Annotated in this window: 14 protein-coding genes; 9 read left to right on the top strand and 5 right to left on the bottom strand. The window is 69.1% G+C overall.

Translation table 11 applies throughout. The annotated features are described in order from the left end of the window. Positions 1 to 163 precede the first annotated feature (163 nt). Both AB0M70_RS32215 and AB0M70_RS32210 read left to right on the top strand, forming a co-directional pair. A complete protein-coding gene (locus AB0M70_RS32215; RefSeq protein WP_365825553.1) occupies positions 164 to 1,192 on the top strand; it encodes an alcohol dehydrogenase catalytic domain-containing protein in 1,029 nt (342 codons plus the stop codon). A gap of 62 nt (positions 1,193 to 1,254) precedes the next feature. Further along, entirely contained in the window at positions 1,255 to 2,106 is an 852-nt protein-coding gene (locus AB0M70_RS32210) for an aldo/keto reductase (protein WP_365825551.1), read from the top strand. A gap of 270 nt (positions 2,107 to 2,376) precedes the next feature. Here the strand turns inward: AB0M70_RS32210 and dnaE are convergent, their stop codons facing one another. Continuing rightward, entirely contained in the window at positions 2,377 to 5,856 is a 3,480-nt protein-coding gene (gene dnaE / locus AB0M70_RS32205; RefSeq protein ID WP_365825549.1) for a DNA polymerase III subunit alpha, read from the bottom strand. 385 nt (positions 5,857 to 6,241) lie between these two features. Between dnaE and AB0M70_RS32200 the strand changes: the two genes are divergently transcribed. From AB0M70_RS32200 to AB0M70_RS32185, 4 genes are all read left to right on the top strand, one after another. Next, on the top strand, positions 6,242 to 6,610 hold the full coding sequence (locus tag AB0M70_RS32200) for a DUF6193 family natural product biosynthesis protein (protein ID WP_365825547.1): 369 nt from the start codon (positions 6,242 to 6,244) through the stop codon (positions 6,608 to 6,610). 220 nt (positions 6,611 to 6,830) lie between these two features. Next, the gene (locus tag AB0M70_RS32195) at positions 6,831 to 7,586 is read left to right on the top strand and encodes a hypothetical protein (RefSeq protein WP_365825545.1); all 756 of its coding nucleotides are present in this window, start codon (positions 6,831 to 6,833) and stop codon (positions 7,584 to 7,586) included. 306 nt (positions 7,587 to 7,892) lie between these two features. Continuing rightward, the gene (locus AB0M70_RS32190; protein ID WP_365825543.1) at positions 7,893 to 8,270 is read left to right on the top strand and encodes a hypothetical protein; all 378 of its coding nucleotides are present in this window, start codon (positions 7,893 to 7,895) and stop codon (positions 8,268 to 8,270) included. Positions 8,271 to 8,500: 230 nt separating this feature from the next. Then, positions 8,501 to 9,166: a hypothetical protein gene (locus AB0M70_RS32185; RefSeq protein ID WP_365825541.1), complete on the top strand. Its 666-nt coding sequence runs from the start codon at positions 8,501 to 8,503 to the stop codon at positions 9,164 to 9,166. A gap of 371 nt (positions 9,167 to 9,537) precedes the next feature. Here AB0M70_RS32185 and AB0M70_RS32180 read toward each other — a convergent pair whose 3' ends face one another. Next, positions 9,538 to 10,368: an LLM class F420-dependent oxidoreductase gene (locus tag AB0M70_RS32180; protein ID WP_365825539.1), complete on the bottom strand. Its 831-nt coding sequence runs from the start codon at positions 10,366 to 10,368 to the stop codon at positions 9,538 to 9,540. Positions 10,369 to 10,601: 233 nt separating this feature from the next. Continuing rightward, positions 10,602 to 11,021: an arsenate reductase ArsC gene (locus AB0M70_RS32175; protein WP_365825537.1), complete on the bottom strand. Its 420-nt coding sequence runs from the start codon at positions 11,019 to 11,021 to the stop codon at positions 10,602 to 10,604. A gap of 191 nt (positions 11,022 to 11,212) precedes the next feature. Between AB0M70_RS32175 and AB0M70_RS32170 the strand changes: the two genes are divergently transcribed. From AB0M70_RS32170 to AB0M70_RS32160, 3 genes are read left to right on the top strand one after another with little or no spacing between them, the layout of a single operon-like run. Then, positions 11,213 to 11,518, top strand: a complete 306-nt coding sequence (locus AB0M70_RS32170; RefSeq protein WP_365825535.1) for a metalloregulator ArsR/SmtB family transcription factor — start codon at positions 11,213 to 11,215, stop codon at positions 11,516 to 11,518. After that, complete coding sequence (gene arsB, locus AB0M70_RS32165; RefSeq protein WP_365825533.1) at positions 11,518 to 12,630, top strand: ACR3 family arsenite efflux transporter; 1,113 nt, start codon at positions 11,518 to 11,520, stop codon at positions 12,628 to 12,630. The genes AB0M70_RS32170 and arsB overlap by 1 nt, the downstream gene beginning before the upstream one ends. After that, positions 12,627 to 13,682, top strand: coding sequence for an ArsO family NAD(P)H-dependent flavin-containing monooxygenase (locus AB0M70_RS32160; RefSeq protein ID WP_365825531.1), 1,056 nt, complete (start codon positions 12,627 to 12,629; stop codon positions 13,680 to 13,682). The genes arsB and AB0M70_RS32160 overlap by 4 nt, the downstream gene beginning before the upstream one ends. Positions 13,683 to 13,816: 134 nt before the next feature. On the opposite strand, the gene AB0M70_RS32155 is transcribed toward AB0M70_RS32160, so the two are convergent. Then, complete coding sequence (locus AB0M70_RS32155; protein WP_365825529.1) at positions 13,817 to 14,560, bottom strand: hypothetical protein; 744 nt, start codon at positions 14,558 to 14,560, stop codon at positions 13,817 to 13,819. Positions 14,561 to 14,832: 272 nt separating this feature from the next. Further along, positions 14,833 to 15,201: a metalloregulator ArsR/SmtB family transcription factor gene (locus tag AB0M70_RS32150; RefSeq protein ID WP_365825527.1), complete on the bottom strand. Its 369-nt coding sequence runs from the start codon at positions 15,199 to 15,201 to the stop codon at positions 14,833 to 14,835. Between the last annotated feature and the right edge of the window lie 225 nt (positions 15,202 to 15,426).

The following is a 15,426-nucleotide window of genomic DNA, read 5'->3' as shown; positions in this document are numbered from 1 at the left end:
CGTCGCCGGACTTCGGGCGAAGCTGAATGAGCAAGACGCCGGCACCCCGCGTGAGGATCAGGATGTCGGGCGACGGCTCGAATGCTGACCCTGACGCGGCCTCTGCCCCTGACGCTGGGCTCGTCGCGGCCGGATCTCACCCCCCTGTTTGGAGCAACCCCTCATGCGTGCAGCAGTGATGTACGGAGCCGGCGACGTCCGCGTCGAGAACCGGCCAGACCCGAAGATCGCCGATCCGGCCGACGCGGTCGTCCGCGTGATCGCCTCCTGCGTGTGCGGCAGCGACCTGTGGCCTTACGCCTCGATGCCCGCCGCCGACATTGGCCGCCCCATGGGCCACGAGTTCCTCGGCGTCATCGAGGACACCGGAGCGGACGTGACCGCCCTGGCCCCCGGTGACCTGGTCGTCGCGCCGTTCACCTACAGCGACAACACCTGCGACTACTGCACCAAGGGCCTGCACATCTCGTGCCGCAACGGCGGCCGCTACGGCCTCGACGGCGTCGACGGCGGCCAGGGCGAAGCCGTCCGCGTCCCCTACGCGGACGGCACCCTGGTGAAGCTGCCGGTGGCCGCCGACTCCGCGCTGCTGCCCTCTCTGCTGACGCTGTCGGACGTGATGACCACCGGCCACCACGGCGCCGTCACCGCCGGCGTCGGCCGCGGTGACACGGTGCTGGTGGTCGGGGACGGCGCGGTCGGCCTGTGCGCGGTCATCGCCGCGCACCGCCTGGGGGCCGAGCAGATCGTGCTCGCAGGACGCCACACGGCCCGCACCGACCTGGGCCGCGAGTTCGGCGCCACCGACGTCGTCGCCGAGCGCGGCGAAGAGGGCATCGCCCGCGTCCGCGAACTGACCGGCGGCGTCGACAAGGTCATCGAGGCCGTCGGTACCCGTCCGGCCCTCGACACCGCCCTCGGCGCGGTCCTGGATGGCGGCACCATCAGCCGCCTGGGCGTGCCCCAGTACGAGCAGGGGCCCATCGGCCCGCCCGCGTTCATGCGCAACATCACCCTGATCGGCGGAGCCAGCCCCGCCCGCGCCTACATCGAGCAACTGCTGCCCGACGTCCTGGACGGCGCCATCGCCCCCGGCCGCGTCTTCGACGAGGAATACGCCCTCGACCGGACCCCGGACGCCTACCGGGCCATGGCCGACCGCCGAACCCTCAAGGCCCTCATCCGCCCCTGACCCACCGCCCCGCCCGACACCCGCACCGGCATCGGCATCGGCACAGTGAAGGACACCCCCTCATGCAGACCATCACCCTCAACAACGGCGTCGAGATGCCGCTCCTCGGCTTCGGCGTCTACCAGATCCCCGCCGAGGACACCGAGCGCGCCGTCTCCGACGCCTTGGCCGCCGGCTACCGGCTGTTGGACACCGCCGCGGCCTACGGCAACGAGGAAGCCGTCGGGCGCGCCCTCAAGTCCAGCGGCATCCCGCGCCAGGACGTGTTCGTCACCACCAAGCTGTGGGTCCAGGACGCCCCCGCCCAGGAACACACCCGCCGCGCGTTCGAGACGTCCCTGACCCGGCTGGGCCTGGACCACCTCGACCTGTACCTGATGCACCAGCCCTTCGGTGACGTCTACGGCCAGTGGCGCGCGATGCAGGACCTCAACGGCGAGGGCCTCGCGAAGGCGATCGGTGTCGCCAACTTCTACCCCGACCGCCTGGTCGACCTGATCGTCAACAACGAGATCACCCCGGCCGTCAACCAGGTCGAGACCCACCCCTTCTTCCAGCGCGCCGACTATCAGAACCTCATGCGCGAGCACGGCGTGCAGATCCAGTCCTGGGGTGGCTTCGCCGAAGGCAAGAATGACCTGTTCACCAACCCGCTGCTCGCCGATATCGGCAAGGAGTACGGCAAGTCCGTCGCCCAGGTCGTCCTGCGCTGGCTCACCCAGCGAGGCGTCGTCGCCATTCCCAAGTCTGTCCGCGCGGAGCGCATGGCCGAGAACATCGACGTCTTCGACTTCCGTCTCACCGACGAGCAAATGGCCCAGATCGCCACCCTCGATACCGGCAGCTCCCTGTTCTTCGACCACCACGACCCCGAGATCGTCACCTGGCTCGCCCAGCGCCGCCTGGACGCCTGACCGACGCTCACCCAGGGAGTGAGCGGCTGGTCTGGAGCCGTCCGGCCCATCCTTCACCCCGTTCGACTGGCCGGATGAAAGGAATCGCTATGCACTCGCAGGATCGCACCCCGCCCGGCGCCGGACGATCCTGCGTGCCGCGCTGCTGACCGCAACCACCGCCATGACCGCGCCTCACCTCACCAGCTGCTCCTCTGAGGGCGAGCAGCAGCCCTCGGAAAGGAGCCGCGTCCGGTGAGTTGTGCGGAGGAGGCTCACGCCGTGAGACACCTAAAGCTCTGAAGGACTGGCCGAGCCGGGCGAGCGGTCGCCCAAGCGGCGCAAGTCCGCCGCGCGGCTTCCCGCGGGCTGAAGGTCGGACCACGCGGACAATTTCGCGCCCGCGGTGCCGTCGCTGAGTGTGCGGGTCGGAGCCGTCCGGGCGCCGTTGCGGGCGGGGGTCGGTGCGGGGGTGGTGTGCCCCAGGAGGTCAAGGGCGGCCTGTGGGCCGTGATCCCGGCGGGTGGCTGCGACCGTTTCCAGATCCCACACGACCTGGCCGACCACGGTCCGGCGCCCACCGCGGGCCTCCACCGTTCCCTGCACCAGCAACAGGCCCGAGTGGAAGATGGTGTGGGCGCACGCCGCATGGGAGTCCTCGAAGAAGGCCAGGTCCACCAGGCCTGACCCGTCCTCCAGGGTCACGAAGATGACGCGCTTGCCGGAGGGGATGGGCGGGGTCTGGGTGGACGCGCGCACCCCGGCCACCAGAACCCTCTGCCCGGGGTGCAGGTGTTTGAGGTGGGCGGCGTCGGTGGCGCCGAGTTCGCGCAGCAGCCGGTGATGGTGCTCCATCAGGTGTTGGGAGACGTCGATCGCGAGGACGTCGAGTTCGGCGCTCATCCGTTCGCGGCTGCTCATCTCGCGCAGCCCGCTGGGCTCCGCGCTCACCAGCTCGCCGCCCAGGGCGAGTTGTCCGTCGGTGGTGGCGCGGTTGCGGGTGTGGCGGTGCAGCTCGCGGGCCTGCAGCAGCAGGTCGCGGCGGGTCAGTGTGCCCTTGGTCGCATCGAGGGCGCCGATTTGAATGAGCCGCTCGGCGATCGGCAGTGAGGGGCGGGCCCGCTGCCAGAAGTCCTGGAGTGAGACGTAGGGCTGGTGGGCGGCGATCCGGGCTGCCTCGGCCTCGCTGATTCCCTTCACCGTGGACAGCGCCAGACGCACGCCCGGTCCGTCCGCGGTGTCTTCCACCCGGTGTTCGGTGTGGGAGCGGCTGATGTCCACGGGCAGTACGGGCACCTGGTGGCGGCGGGCGTCGGCGACGATGACCCGCATCGGCCACATGCCCGGATCGTGCTCCAGCAGCCCTGCGTACAGGGCGGCCGGGTGGTGGGCCTTGAGCCAGGCCGACTGCACCGCCGGCACGGCGAAGGCCACGGCGTGTGCCCGGCAGAAACCGTACGCCCCGAACTCCCGGATCGTGGACCAGACTTCGTCGACCACCCGAGGGTGGTAGCCGCGCTGTATGGCCGCCGCCCTGAACCATGCCTCCACGCCGGGCAGCCGTTCGGCATTGGCCAGGGCGCGGCGGGCGACGTCCCCGGCGGCGCGGTCGCAGCCGGTCATCTTGGCGAGGATCGCGATGATCTGCTCATGCCAGATCACGACACCCATCGTGTCGTCCAGGATGGGCTCCAGATCGGGGTGCGCATAGTGCGGGGCCGCGCCGTGGCGCGCGGCGATGAACCGGGCGGGCATGCCGCCCTTGACCGGTCCGGGGCGAAAGAGGCTGATGTCGGCGATGACGTCTTGCATGTGCCGGGGCTGCAGCCTGCCCACGAGGTCCATCTGGCCGGGCGACTCGATCTGGAAGCAGCCGATGGTGTCCGAGCGGCGGATCATCTCGAAGGTCGGTTCGTCGTCGAGGGGGACGTGGTCGGGGTTGTCGAGGTCCAGGAGCTTGCCGGTGGTGCGGTGGATCTCGGTGACCGCGTGCGCCATCGAGGACTGCATCCGCACTCCCAGCACGTCCAGCTTGAGCAGCCCCAGGTCTTCTACGTCCTCCTTGTCGGCCTGCAGCATCGGGTAGTTGCCGCCCGGGGTGGGCTGCACCGGCAGCCGGTCCAGCAAGGCGGCGTTGGACAGGATCACGCCGCACGGGTGCATGGCGTAGCCGCGCACCAACGCGTCCAGGCCTTCGGCTACTTCGAAGAGCTGCCCGAACTCTTCCTTCCGGGCGCTGAGTTGGCGTAGCTCGGGCAGCTCGGCGAGCGCGGAGCGGATGTCGCAGGCCCGGATGTGCGGGAACGATTTGGCGATCTCGTCGACGGTCTGCGGGGCGATGCCCAGCGCGAGGCCGGTGTCGCGCAGGGCGTGGCGGGCGCGGTAGGTCTCGGGCATGCCGGTCACCGCGACCCGCTCACCCCCGAATCTCTCGAAGATCTTGTCGTAGACCTCCAGGCGCCGCGCGGACTCCACGTCCAGGTCGATGTCGGGCAGCGAGGTGCGCCGCTGCGACAGGAAACGTTCGAACAGCAGCCGGTGCTCGAGCGGGTTGGCGGTGGCGACGAACAAGGCGTGATTGACCATGGACCCGGCGCCGGAGCCACGGGCGGCGACCCGCACGCCCATGGCCCGCACATCCGCGACGACCTGGGCGACGGCCAGGAAGTAGCCCTCGAAACCGAGCCGTCCGATGACATCGAGCTCATGGTCCAGCTGCCGCAGCGCGACCGCGTCCTTGTCCAGGCCGCGGGCGAGCATGCCGGCCTCACAGCGCCGGCGCAGCAGTCGCATCGGTCCGCCGCGCGAGCGGTCGGCGCCCACCACGTGGGGTTCGGGGAAGTGGGCTCGGCCCATACCCAGGCCGGTTGCGGTCAGGGTGCAGGAGGCGGCGGTCGCCTCGGTCTCGGCGAGCAGCGCGGCCGCCCGCTCACTGCCGTGCCCGGCCGCCGCGGCGATCCGCGCGGCTGCCTCGCTCATCTCGCCGGGCCCTTTGAGCCACCGTCCTCCGCCATCCAGGCTGCGCCGGTCGATCGGCCGCAGCAGCCGGGCCGCATCCAGGACGTCCGCGAGCCGGTGCTGGGCCGGATCGGCGTAGCGGACCGCACCGGAGACCACGACCGGTACGCCCAGATCGTCGCCCAGCTGCACGGTGCGTGCCGCCAGCCGCAGCGAGCCCGCGCCGGTGCCGCTGCGTCCCAGGTCGACCGCCTCCAGCCGCAGCCCCGGCCCCGCGATCACGCGCCACGGCGCAAGCAGCTGCTCGGCGCGGTCCGGACGCCCGGCCATCAACGCCGCAGCGGGCTGCGAGGACGGGCCAAGGAGCACCACCAGGCCATCACCCAGGTACTCCTCCAACACCGGCCACGGCGCGAGAGGCACCCCTCCCACCGGCGAGGCATGGGCGGCCGACACGATCCGGCACAGCCGCGCCCAGCCACCCACATCCTGCGCCAGCAGCGTCACCCGCCAGCGTGCCTCCACCACATGCGCGCCCCCACGCACCGGTACGCGCCGCCGCGCGGCCCCGGGCTCCGCCACGGAGACGGGCTCGACGCCAAGATCGACGCCGAACAGGGGCCGGACCGCGACGGCGTCCGCGGCTTTGGCGAAGCGGACCGTCCCGGCCACCGTGTCGCGGTCGGTCAGCGCCAGGGCGCCGATGCCGCGCTCGGCCGCGCGACGCACCAGAGCGTGGGGGAGCGAGGCGCCGTAGCGGGGGGAGTAGCCCGAGGCGACGTGGAGGTGGGAGAACGATGGCGAGGCGTGCACGCTCCCACCTCCGATCCACGAGACATCGTTCAAGCCAGATGGCTCGATCTGACATCAATGTATCGAACATAAATCGAACACGGCGAGTCGCTCCTCCCTGTCCTCACCGTGGCCGACGGGTGTGACCTTTCGAGATAGACGGCGTCTGGTCGAGCTAGTTGGCACTGACGGTGACCTGCGGCCGTTTGTGGTTTGCACGTGGGTGGTGCGGGCTGGCGGAGTGTCACGCAGCTCGAAAAGTCGCCAAGGGTGTGACTGAGCGTTCTATCTGGCAAATGAGGCGAGCTCTCAGTCACCTCTGAGCGCTCTAGTGGCGGAGGCGATGTGCACTGCAGGTGGCACTTGAGCACCACGGGCGGCAGTGGATCCGGCAGACTCGGGTGTCATGCCGATACATCCCGACGCTGAGTACGCGCGCCAGACCGAAGCAGAATGGCAGCGCCTTCGTGCGGAGGCGAGTGGGCTGCCCTACCCCTGGGCACCCGCCTACCGGGACCTGATCGAGGCCGCATACGCCGAGCCGAAACTACGCAGCCTGTACCCGTTCACCAGCGTCTGGACGCTGCGGTTCTCGACCACCACGCGCCCGAAGCTGAACCCGACGGGACCGTGCCTGACGACAAGCGGCTATGGCATGTACGGGGTGGGTACAGGCTTCCTGACCCCGAACCTCGGCCTGTTCGCCACGCCACACGAGGCCGTCAATCTGGCCGTATGTCACCTGTCGCCCGAACCCGGTCCAGCAACCGACTGAGCACGCTCCCTGGCGGCAGGCGGCAGGCGGCAGGCGGCAGGCGGCAGGCGGCAGGGTGCTGGAGGTTTGTGCCACCCGACGTCTGGGTGATCCGAGTGAGGCTGCCTCAGGGCTGTCGGGCGAGAACGGGGGAAGTCCCTCGGTTCAGGCTCGACCACCACCCTGCGGCATCGGAGGGCACGCTAGACGTGTCGGTTCACCGGCCTGGTTAGATTCCGGCATGACGGATTGGTCGCAACTCAGCCATGCCTACGGATCCGCGGAAGACATACCGGCACGGTTGGACCAGATCGCATCCGCGCCGAGCCCCGAGCGGTGGAACGATCTCTGGTCAGCGCTGTGTCACCAGGGCAGTGTCTACTCGGCCAGCTTCGCGGCCCTGCCATGGCTGGCTGAGACAGCGGGCAGCAGCGACCGGGAGCAGGCGGTCAGCGCCCTGAATCTGGCGGGCGCGATCCTGGCAGGCTCCGACCAGCCGCACGGGGCCGGCGACGTCCGCGCGCAGCATGTGACGGAAGTTCAGACCCTGCTGGCCTTGGCGAACGAACACCTCCGCACGGCGTCCGATCGGAACGAGTACGTCTACCTCCTGGAATCCATGCTGAGCTTCGAAGGCGTCGTGAGCTGGAGCGAAGACCTGGCCTCGGGCCTCGTGCACGAGGAATACGAGATCTCCTGCCCCGACTGCGAAGCCAACTTGTTCATCGTCATCGGTGAGCGCGGATTCTTCTCGACGACTGGTGACTACGCCCTCTCAGAGGATGACGTCGACACGAGGCCCCTCCACCCCGCCAACCCCGGCGACATGCACGGCATCAGCCAACGGCTCCACGACATCGCGCTCACCGACGGACACCACGAAGTCGCCAGAGCGATCACCTACGTCTTCGGCAGTGCTACATGCCCGGACTGCGAAACAAGCTTCTCGGTAGCGGACCAGGTCAGTGCCAATTGGGCTGCCACACACCGCCGCTGATGCGAGGCGGAAGGGTCGGCCGATCTCGGATCCCGGCATCGGTCCTGCTTATGCTGCCGCCATGGGTTTGGATCTCGTGTTGTTCATGGCGGACTGGAAGCATTTGAGCGCCATACCCGTCGAGAAGCGGGTGGAGGCGCTGGCGGATGGCGCCCTCCGGCCACCGGAGCGTGACGGCGAGTACGGCAGCGGCGGGCGGAGCGGCGGCTGGGTGTGGCTTCCGGCCCGGGAGTCCGCATGGTGCGCCGAGTACGACTTCTTCACCACCACTGGCTCCTTTCGCCCACACTCCCGCGCGGGGGATGCGTGGGACGACATGCGGCCCTCGTCGACACCTCGGTGCGTGAGGCGATGGACAGCTTCCTCAGCGGTCTGATCTGGGATGCGGACCCGGCCAACGATCCTGCGCTGACCGGCGGCGGAGGCTTCTTCCCGGCGGCCACCGACTGCTGGCACCCGCGTGTCCTGCTGGCGTGCCCGCCCGAGGCCCTGCCCGGCAAGGCCCGCGCGTGGGCGCAGGTGGAGTCCCGCCTCGAGGAGCTACGCGAACCGTTCGCCGCCGAGTGCGAGGGCTGGGCAGGACGTCCGGACAACTTCGAGGACTTCACCGCGCTTCTGCGTGAATGGGGCGACGTGACCACCGAGGCTGCGGGCCGCAATTGGGGGCTGGTGGGTCTGCCCTAGCCGTCAGCCGCGAGAGGAACGTGGCCCGCAGACGTTGCCCACCTCGAAATGAGCACCACAACGGGCGAGCGGCGCCAAGTGAGGTGCACAGTCACACCAGTTGGTCTGAGCGAGGTAGTTGGCCCTGGAGTACGCGAGTTGGCCCACCGAGGCGCGATTCCCGGCCCGCAAGACCTAGGCCGGACTGCCACCCGAGGCGCTGCCGGGCCCCGCAACTAGACTCCGGAACCATGACGGCCGCCCTTCCCGTATCGCCAATCCCGGTCGCGCCTGCCGGTTTGACCCGCAGGGCGAGGAGGTTCGTGGAGGTGGAGGGCATCCGCATTCCTCGGCAGGGCATCGGGCGCCACCGCGATGCGTGGATCAGGCACGGCATCCCGGCCGCGGAGATTGACCGTGTCGCGGCCTTCCAGGACCGCTGGGGCGGTCTCGCCCTGCCTCCGGCCCCTTTCTACGAGGGTGGTCCGCGCATCCTGGACGCGGACATTCCCGAGGGCTCGGCCGCGGAGAGCTGGTTGATCCCGGTCGGAGACTGTCGGGTGTCCATGGCCTACGGATTCATGATCGGCCCCGGCGACGAGTTCGGGATCCACGGCTCCCGATGGGCGCCACTGCATGCCAGTACGGACGGTTGGGTGGAATCGCTGGCGCTGGCCGCCCACGCCAGACGCTGGGCCAAGACCATCACGAGGACCACCGGCAAGGCAGTCGACTCCCTGGATCTCGACGGATACGAGCAGGTGCCTGAAGTGCAGGGTCTGACCGACACCTGGTGGCGTGACAAGGACTCACTCATAGCCGTCTACCGCGGCGAGGCCGTCGGCCTTGACGCACCTCAATGCCTTGAGGCCCACGTCTACGGTGGCCTCGACGAGTGGGGCCTCCACGGCGGTTGATTGCTCGCCGGGGCCCGCGGATCTGATGGACCTGGGCGAGATGCGCGTGAACTGCGTCGTCGAGGGCGGCCCGTCCGCCCTGGCGTTGCTGCTGAGTTGCAGCGGGAGGGTGCTGGTGGGGGTATGAGGGCGCGATCGCGGCGCTCAGCTCCGATTTCCGGGTATAGGCGAACGACCTGCGCGGGCAGGGCGCGACAACCGGACGCCGGGCCGCCACAACCTCAGCATCTGAGGTGCGGCCATCGAGCCCTTACCGATAACCGTCAGCGGCAAGGTGGTTGAGCACGTACCAGGGTTTGGCCCGCAACGATGTTGTACGTCCGTGCGGGGGCCCCGCATCAGAGGCGGAGCCGGGAAGGGGCGGGGCGGACCTATTCGATGTACTGCGCGTATTCGTCCAGTACGGGCAAGACCTCGTCCGCGGGGCCGGAGGGCAGCTGGCACAGGACCTCGGTGACGCCGAGCTGGCGAAGGTGCTCCAGTTTTCCTCGGCTCGGCAACGTGCCGGAAGGCGTGACCCGGGGCAGGCTCTCATCTCGGCCCGCCTCGGCGAACAGGCCTCGCAGCACTGGTAGGTGCTGGCTCAGACCACGAGCACCGATGGGCATCCAGCCATCAGCGTGTGTGGCAATCCGTTCAAACAACCGAGGACCCGCAGGTGCACCGATCAGAATCGGGACGCTGCCGTTGGCCGGCTTCGGCCATGCCTCTGACGGGCCGAAGGAAATGAACTCGCCTTCGAAGCCAGCGGGTTCTGGTTGCCAGAGGTTTCGCATGGCAGCGAGGTACTCCCAGACGATGTCCCTGCGACGGGCGTACGCGATTCGGTGGTGCTTGATCTCGTCACGGTTCCAGCCGAAGCCGACGCCCAGGGTGAAGCGGCCCTTCGACAGGTGGTCGAGGGTCGCCACAGCTTTCGCGAGTGCGATGGGATCGTGCTGGGCCACCAGGCAGATGCCCGTCCCGACCCGCAGTTCGCTGGTCACCGCGACAGCGGTTGCCAGCGCAGTGAACGGGTCGAGCAGATGCTTGCAGTATTCGGGAATCCTCTCGCCGGTCACGCCGGAAACGCGGCTCGAGGTCGGGATGTGGGTGTGCTCGGAAACGTACAGCGAGTAAAAGCCGCGTTCCTCCAAGGCTCTGGCCAGTTCGGCTGGACCGATGGAACGGTCTGTCAGTCCCACGGTGACGCCAATGTGCATGCAGTACTCACCTCACTGCCCAGGGGTACTGGCTCAGGCCGGCGCCGAGCCGCCCGACCGCCCGCTCACCGCGTTCACTTACGGCGTCCACCTACCGGGTTCACCTCATGCATAGCGGTTGTCCGGCTGAGGTCAAGCACCTCGGCCGGACACCGCTGACCGGGAAGCGGTCGTACCCAAGTTCCACGTTGCTTCCGCAGCGCACGGCGACCCCTCGTCAGCCGACGCGACGCTCACGCGTCCTGCGTGGAGTCGATCTCGGCGATCAAGGCCTCGATGCGCGTCTTGATCTCGTCGCGGATCGGGCGCACGGCCTCCACGCCCTGGCCCGCGGGGTCTTCCAGCGCCCAGTCGAGGTACTTCTTGCCCGGGAAGATCGGGCAGGCGTCGCCGCAGCCCATCGTGATGACGTAGTCGGATGCCTGCACGGCCTCGGTGGTCAGGATCTTCGGCTTCTGGTCGGCGATCTCGACGCCGACCTCCTTCATGGCCTGGACTGCGGCCGGATTGACCTGGTCCCCGGGGACGGAGCCCGCGGAGCGGACCTCGATCCGGTCGCCCGCGAGATGGTTGAGGAATCCGGCGGCCATCTGGGAGCGCCCCGCGTTGTGGACGCAGACGAAGAGTACGGAGGCCAGGGGAGAGGTGGTCATGGCGGCTTCCTTCGTGGTGATGAGCGGTCGGTAGGGCGGGGGAGTTGGAAGCGGCGGACGTGCGAGTTCCTGCAGGCGGTTGTACGGGGACGACGGGGGCGCCGTTGCGTCCGGGTCCGGGTCCGGCTCCGAGAGCCGTACAGTTCAGCCTGGACTGGTATCAGTGCAGAGTGATGTGACAGTATCAGCCCATGCTGACTTCAGTCGATGCTGATGTGATCCGGGTCCTGGGTGACCCGCTCCGTCTGCACATCGTGACCCTGCTCGCCCGGGAGACGCTCTGCACGACGCACCTGGTGGAGGAGACCGGCGCCAAGCAGACCAACCTCTCCAATCACATGAAGGTGCTGCGCGAGGCCGGCCTGGTGGAGACCGAGCCGTGCGGCCGCTTCACCTACTACAAGCTGCGCCCCGAGGTCCTGGCCTCGGTCTCCCAGCAGTTCGCCGAGCTGGCCGCCTCCGCCCGTACCGCCGGTGACAACAAGAGGGCCTGCTGATGAGCCGCACGGAGACCACCCCGCAGACGGACCAGGGCGCGCCGTCCGGCGAGGGCATCGTCGCTAAGCTTTCCACCCTCGACCGGTACCTGGCCGTATGGATCCTGCTGGCCATGGCCGTCGGCCTGGGCCTGGGGCGGCTGATCCCGGGCATGAACGACGCGCTGGCTAAGATCGAGGTCGGCGGAATCTCCCTGCCGATCGCGCTCGGTCTGCTGGTGATGATGTACCCGGTCCTCGCCAAGGTGCGCTACGACAAGCTGGACACGGTCACCGGCGACAAGAAGTTGATGGCGTCGTCGCTGGTCATCAACTGGATCGTCGGCCCCGCCGTCATGTTCGCGCTGGCCTGGATCTTCCTTCCCGACCTGCCCGAGTACCGCACCGGCCTGATCATCGTCGGGCTCGCCCGCTGCATCGCCATGGTCATCATCTGGAATGACCTGGCCTGCGGCGACCGCGAAGCCGCAGCCGTCCTGGTCGCCCTCAACTCCGTCTTCCAGGTCATCGCCTTCGGCCTGCTGGGCTGGTTCTACCTCGACCTGCTGCCGGGCTGGCTGGGCCTGGGCGACGGGGAGCACCTGGACATCTCCATGTGGAAGATCGCGCTGAACGTCGTCATCTTCCTCGGCGTCCCACTCCTGGCCGGATTCCTCACCCGCCGCATGGGCGAGGGGAAACTGGGCCGCGAGAGGTACGAGGCCGACTTCCTTCCCCGGATCGGACCGTGGGCCCTGTACGGACTGCTCTTCACCATCGTCATCCTCTTCGCCCTGCAAGGGAAGACGATCACCTCGCAGCCGCTGGACGTCGTACGGATCGCGCTGCCGCTACTGGTGTACTTCGCGGTCATGTTCTTCGGAACTTTCCTGCTGGGCAAGGGCCTTGGTCTGGCCTACGACCGCACCGCGACCCTCGCCTTCACCGCGGCGGGCAACAATTTCGAGCTCGCCATCGCGGTCGCCATCGCCACCTTCGGCGTCACCAGCGGCCAGGCCCTGTCCGGCGTCGTGGGTCCGCTCATCGAAGTCCCGGTGCTGATCGGCCTGGTGTACGTCTCGCTGGCGTGGCGCAGGAAGTTCAGCGCCCCATCGCTGACGACGGCCCCGTGACGTACACGGTGGATGTGGTGGTGATCGGCGGCGGGCAGGCAGGACTCGCCGCCGGATACCACCTGCGCCGCCTCGGCCTGGACTTCGTCATCCTCGAGGCCCAGACCGAGGCGGGCGGCGCCTGGCGGCACGCGTGGGACTCCCTCCACCTGTTCTCCCCGGCCGCCTACTCCTCGCTGCCCGGCCGCCCCATGCCCGGCCAGCCGGGCGAGGTCTATCCGGACGCTGCCCACGTCGTCGGCTACCTCAGCGACTACGAACGCCGTTATGACCTGCCCGTACACCGCCCGGTGCGCGTCAAGGCCGTGCACCGCGAGGGCGATGCCCTGCGAGTCGAGAGTGATGCCGGGAGCTGGCAGGCCCAGGCGGTCATCAGCGCGACCGGCACCTGGTGGCGCCCGTTCATCCCCGCTGTTCCCGGCCGGGCGGCGTTCCACGGACAGCAGCTGCACACGGTCGCATACCGCAGCCCGCGCGACTTCACCGGCCGGCGCGTCATCGTGGTCGGCGGCGGCAACTCCGGCGCACAGATCGCCGCCGACCTCGCCCACGACAGCGACCTGACCTGGGTCACCCAGCGTCCGGCCCGCTTCCTTGCCGACGACATCGACGGCCGCGCCCTGTTCGACGTGGCCACCGCCAGGCGCCGGGCCCTGGACAGCGGTCAGTCCGACACGGGTGGCGTGGCCTCGCTCGGCGACATCGTCGCCGTACCCCCCGTCCGTGCGGCCCGCGAAGCCGGACTCCTCAAGGCCCAGCCGATGTTCACCCGTCTCACCCCGGACGGCGTCGAGTGGGCCGACGGCACCCGGGCGCAGGCTGACGCCGTCATCTGGTGCACCGGTTTCCGCCCCGCACTCTCCCACCTCGCCCCGCTCGGCCTTCGCGGACCACGCGGGCACATCCCCACGCACGGCACCCAGGCCGCGGACGAACCGCGCCTGCACCTGCTCGGCTACGGAGACTGGACGGGACCCGCGTCGGCCACCCTCATCGGGGTGGGCCGCCCCGCCCGCGACGCGGCCAGGCAGATCGCCAGGCTGCTGCACTGAACACCGCACGCAGGGGGGCAGCGAGAAAGACATGGAAGGCGGCCTTTCGCGCGGTGATCAGCTGGTGCTGCAGGTCGGGGATGATACGGCCGAACGGCCCGCTAGCTAGGCGCTGTTTCTTGGAGCTCCTGCCATCAATCGGCGGATGAGCCGGGTATGTGCTTCGCGACATGCTCGATCGGTCCGATGAGCAACCAGAGTGCTGCCGCACCGGCGAGTGCGCCGCTCCAAGCCGTATGCAGACCGGTGAGCCACGGCGCGGCAAGCAGGAAGGGAACCGCGTACACCAGCAGCCGTCGTGCGGCCCCGCGCGGGGTCCAGCAGTCGCTGCTGGAGTCGACCATGCCGAAGGCCAGGCCGCCGATGGTCCCGCCCATGAGACCGGTCACCAGCAGGCTGAAACCGGTGATCCACCACCGTGTCGAGTCCCAGCCCACCACCTTCGGCTCGGGCGTCGCCAAGTCACCTGCCAGGGTGAGCAGCAGACCGGCCACCGGCACGCACAGCAGCACCAGGTGTGCAAGCCGCATCAGGTTCCACAGCCACTCCGGATCTCCAGAGTTGTTGGGCTCCAGCCCGGCGGCCACCGTCTCCGGCTTGCTGCCACTGTCCGCCGGCATTCCGCCGTTCAACCAGCGCGCTGCACGCCACAGCACCACCACCCACAGCGTCCCCAGCCCCAACGCCACACCGCCGACGGCCAGAGCCTGCTGCTGGCCTGCCAGGCTGGGCCGGCACCACAGCAGCACGCCGGCCAACAGCCCGAACAGGACCGCGGCGCCCGCGGCGGAACGGGCGGCCACGATGAACCGCAGGCCGGTCCGCCGTGCACTTTCCCGCTCGCGGTGCAGCCCTGCCACCCGGTAGAGGCTGATCAATTCGCGCTGCCCCCGCCGGCGTTGCTTTCCTACGGTCCCCACGACCCCGCCCACCTTCCCGGCGCCAACCGTTGTTGGATCACGCCAAGTCAGATGGAGGGTATGCCGGTTGCCAAGCAGCGTCTGGCACTCCAGAAAAACGCCAGAGGTCGCTAACCCGGGGCCAGTGGGCCATCGTTCCCAGGTCGAGCCGCCTGGTAGGGCAAGGGCTGCTGTACGCCCTTGGCTGTTGCCGGTGCGACGCTTGCGGGTAAGGCGGATGATCGGTCAGGTCAGGTCGCGGCGGCTGCGGGGGTCAGTAGCTGTCCCATCGCGGCCAGCACGGACGGTTCGACGCGGTAGTACACCCAGGTGCCGCGCCGCTCGGAGGTGAGCAGACCGGCCTCCTTCAGCTTCTTCAGGTGGTGAGAGACGGTCGGTTGGGAGACGCCGACGTCGGAGATGTCGCATACGCATGCCTCCCCGCCCTCGTGCGAGGCGACCGCGGAGAACAGGCGCAGGCGTACGGGATCGCCGAGCGCCTTGAACATCCGGGCGGCCGTTTCCGCCTCGTCGGCGTTCATCGGCCGTTCGGTGAGGGGCGGGCAGCACGGCTCGACGCCCTGCGCCTCCAGCAGCGGCAGCACCTTCGTGTTCGACATACGTCTATGTTGACACATGTCGAAGCAATGCCCTAGGTGAGGGTTGTCGTAGAAGTGGCCGCCTGGTTCAAGCGTGCGGTGCCACCGGGCCGGACCGCCCGCCACTGCTGACCGTGGCATCGAGTTGCTCCATGGGTGATCTCCCGAGGCTTTCCTGTTTAGATGGCTGTCTATGTTGACGCCTGTCGAAACAGGTGGCATCCTGGCCGCGCAAGCCATCGACAG

Source organism: Streptomyces sp. NPDC051214 (genome assembly GCF_040682375.1).
Taxonomy (GTDB): domain Bacteria; phylum Actinomycetota; class Actinomycetes; order Streptomycetales; family Streptomycetaceae; genus Streptomyces.
This window is presented reverse-complemented; position numbering and strand designations above follow the sequence as displayed.

Excerpts from the sequence above, each read along its gene's own strand:
- AB0M70_RS32215 (WP_365825553.1), top strand. The coding sequence starts at position 164 with ATGCGTGCAGCAGTGATGTACGGAGCCGGCGACGTCCGCGTCGAGAAC.
- AB0M70_RS32170 (WP_365825535.1), top strand. The coding sequence starts at position 11,213 with ATGCTGACTTCAGTCGATGCTGATGTGATCCGGGTCCTGGGTGACCCG.
- AB0M70_RS32210 (WP_365825551.1), top strand. The coding sequence starts at position 1,255 with ATGCAGACCATCACCCTCAACAACGGCGTCGAGATGCCGCTCCTCGGC.
- AB0M70_RS32200 (WP_365825547.1), top strand. The coding sequence starts at position 6,242 with ATGCCGATACATCCCGACGCTGAGTACGCGCGCCAGACCGAAGCAGAA.
- AB0M70_RS32180 (WP_365825539.1), bottom strand. The coding sequence starts at position 10,368 with ATGCACATTGGCGTCACCGTGGGACTGACAGACCGTTCCATCGGTCCA.
- AB0M70_RS32185 (WP_365825541.1), top strand. The coding sequence starts at position 8,501 with ATGACGGCCGCCCTTCCCGTATCGCCAATCCCGGTCGCGCCTGCCGGT.
- arsB (WP_365825533.1), top strand. The coding sequence starts at position 11,518 with ATGAGCCGCACGGAGACCACCCCGCAGACGGACCAGGGCGCGCCGTCC.
- AB0M70_RS32195 (WP_365825545.1), top strand. The coding sequence starts at position 6,831 with ATGACGGATTGGTCGCAACTCAGCCATGCCTACGGATCCGCGGAAGAC.
- AB0M70_RS32175 (WP_365825537.1), bottom strand. The coding sequence starts at position 11,021 with ATGACCACCTCTCCCCTGGCCTCCGTACTCTTCGTCTGCGTCCACAAC.
- AB0M70_RS32150 (WP_365825527.1), bottom strand. The coding sequence starts at position 15,201 with ATGTCGAACACGAAGGTGCTGCCGCTGCTGGAGGCGCAGGGCGTCGAG.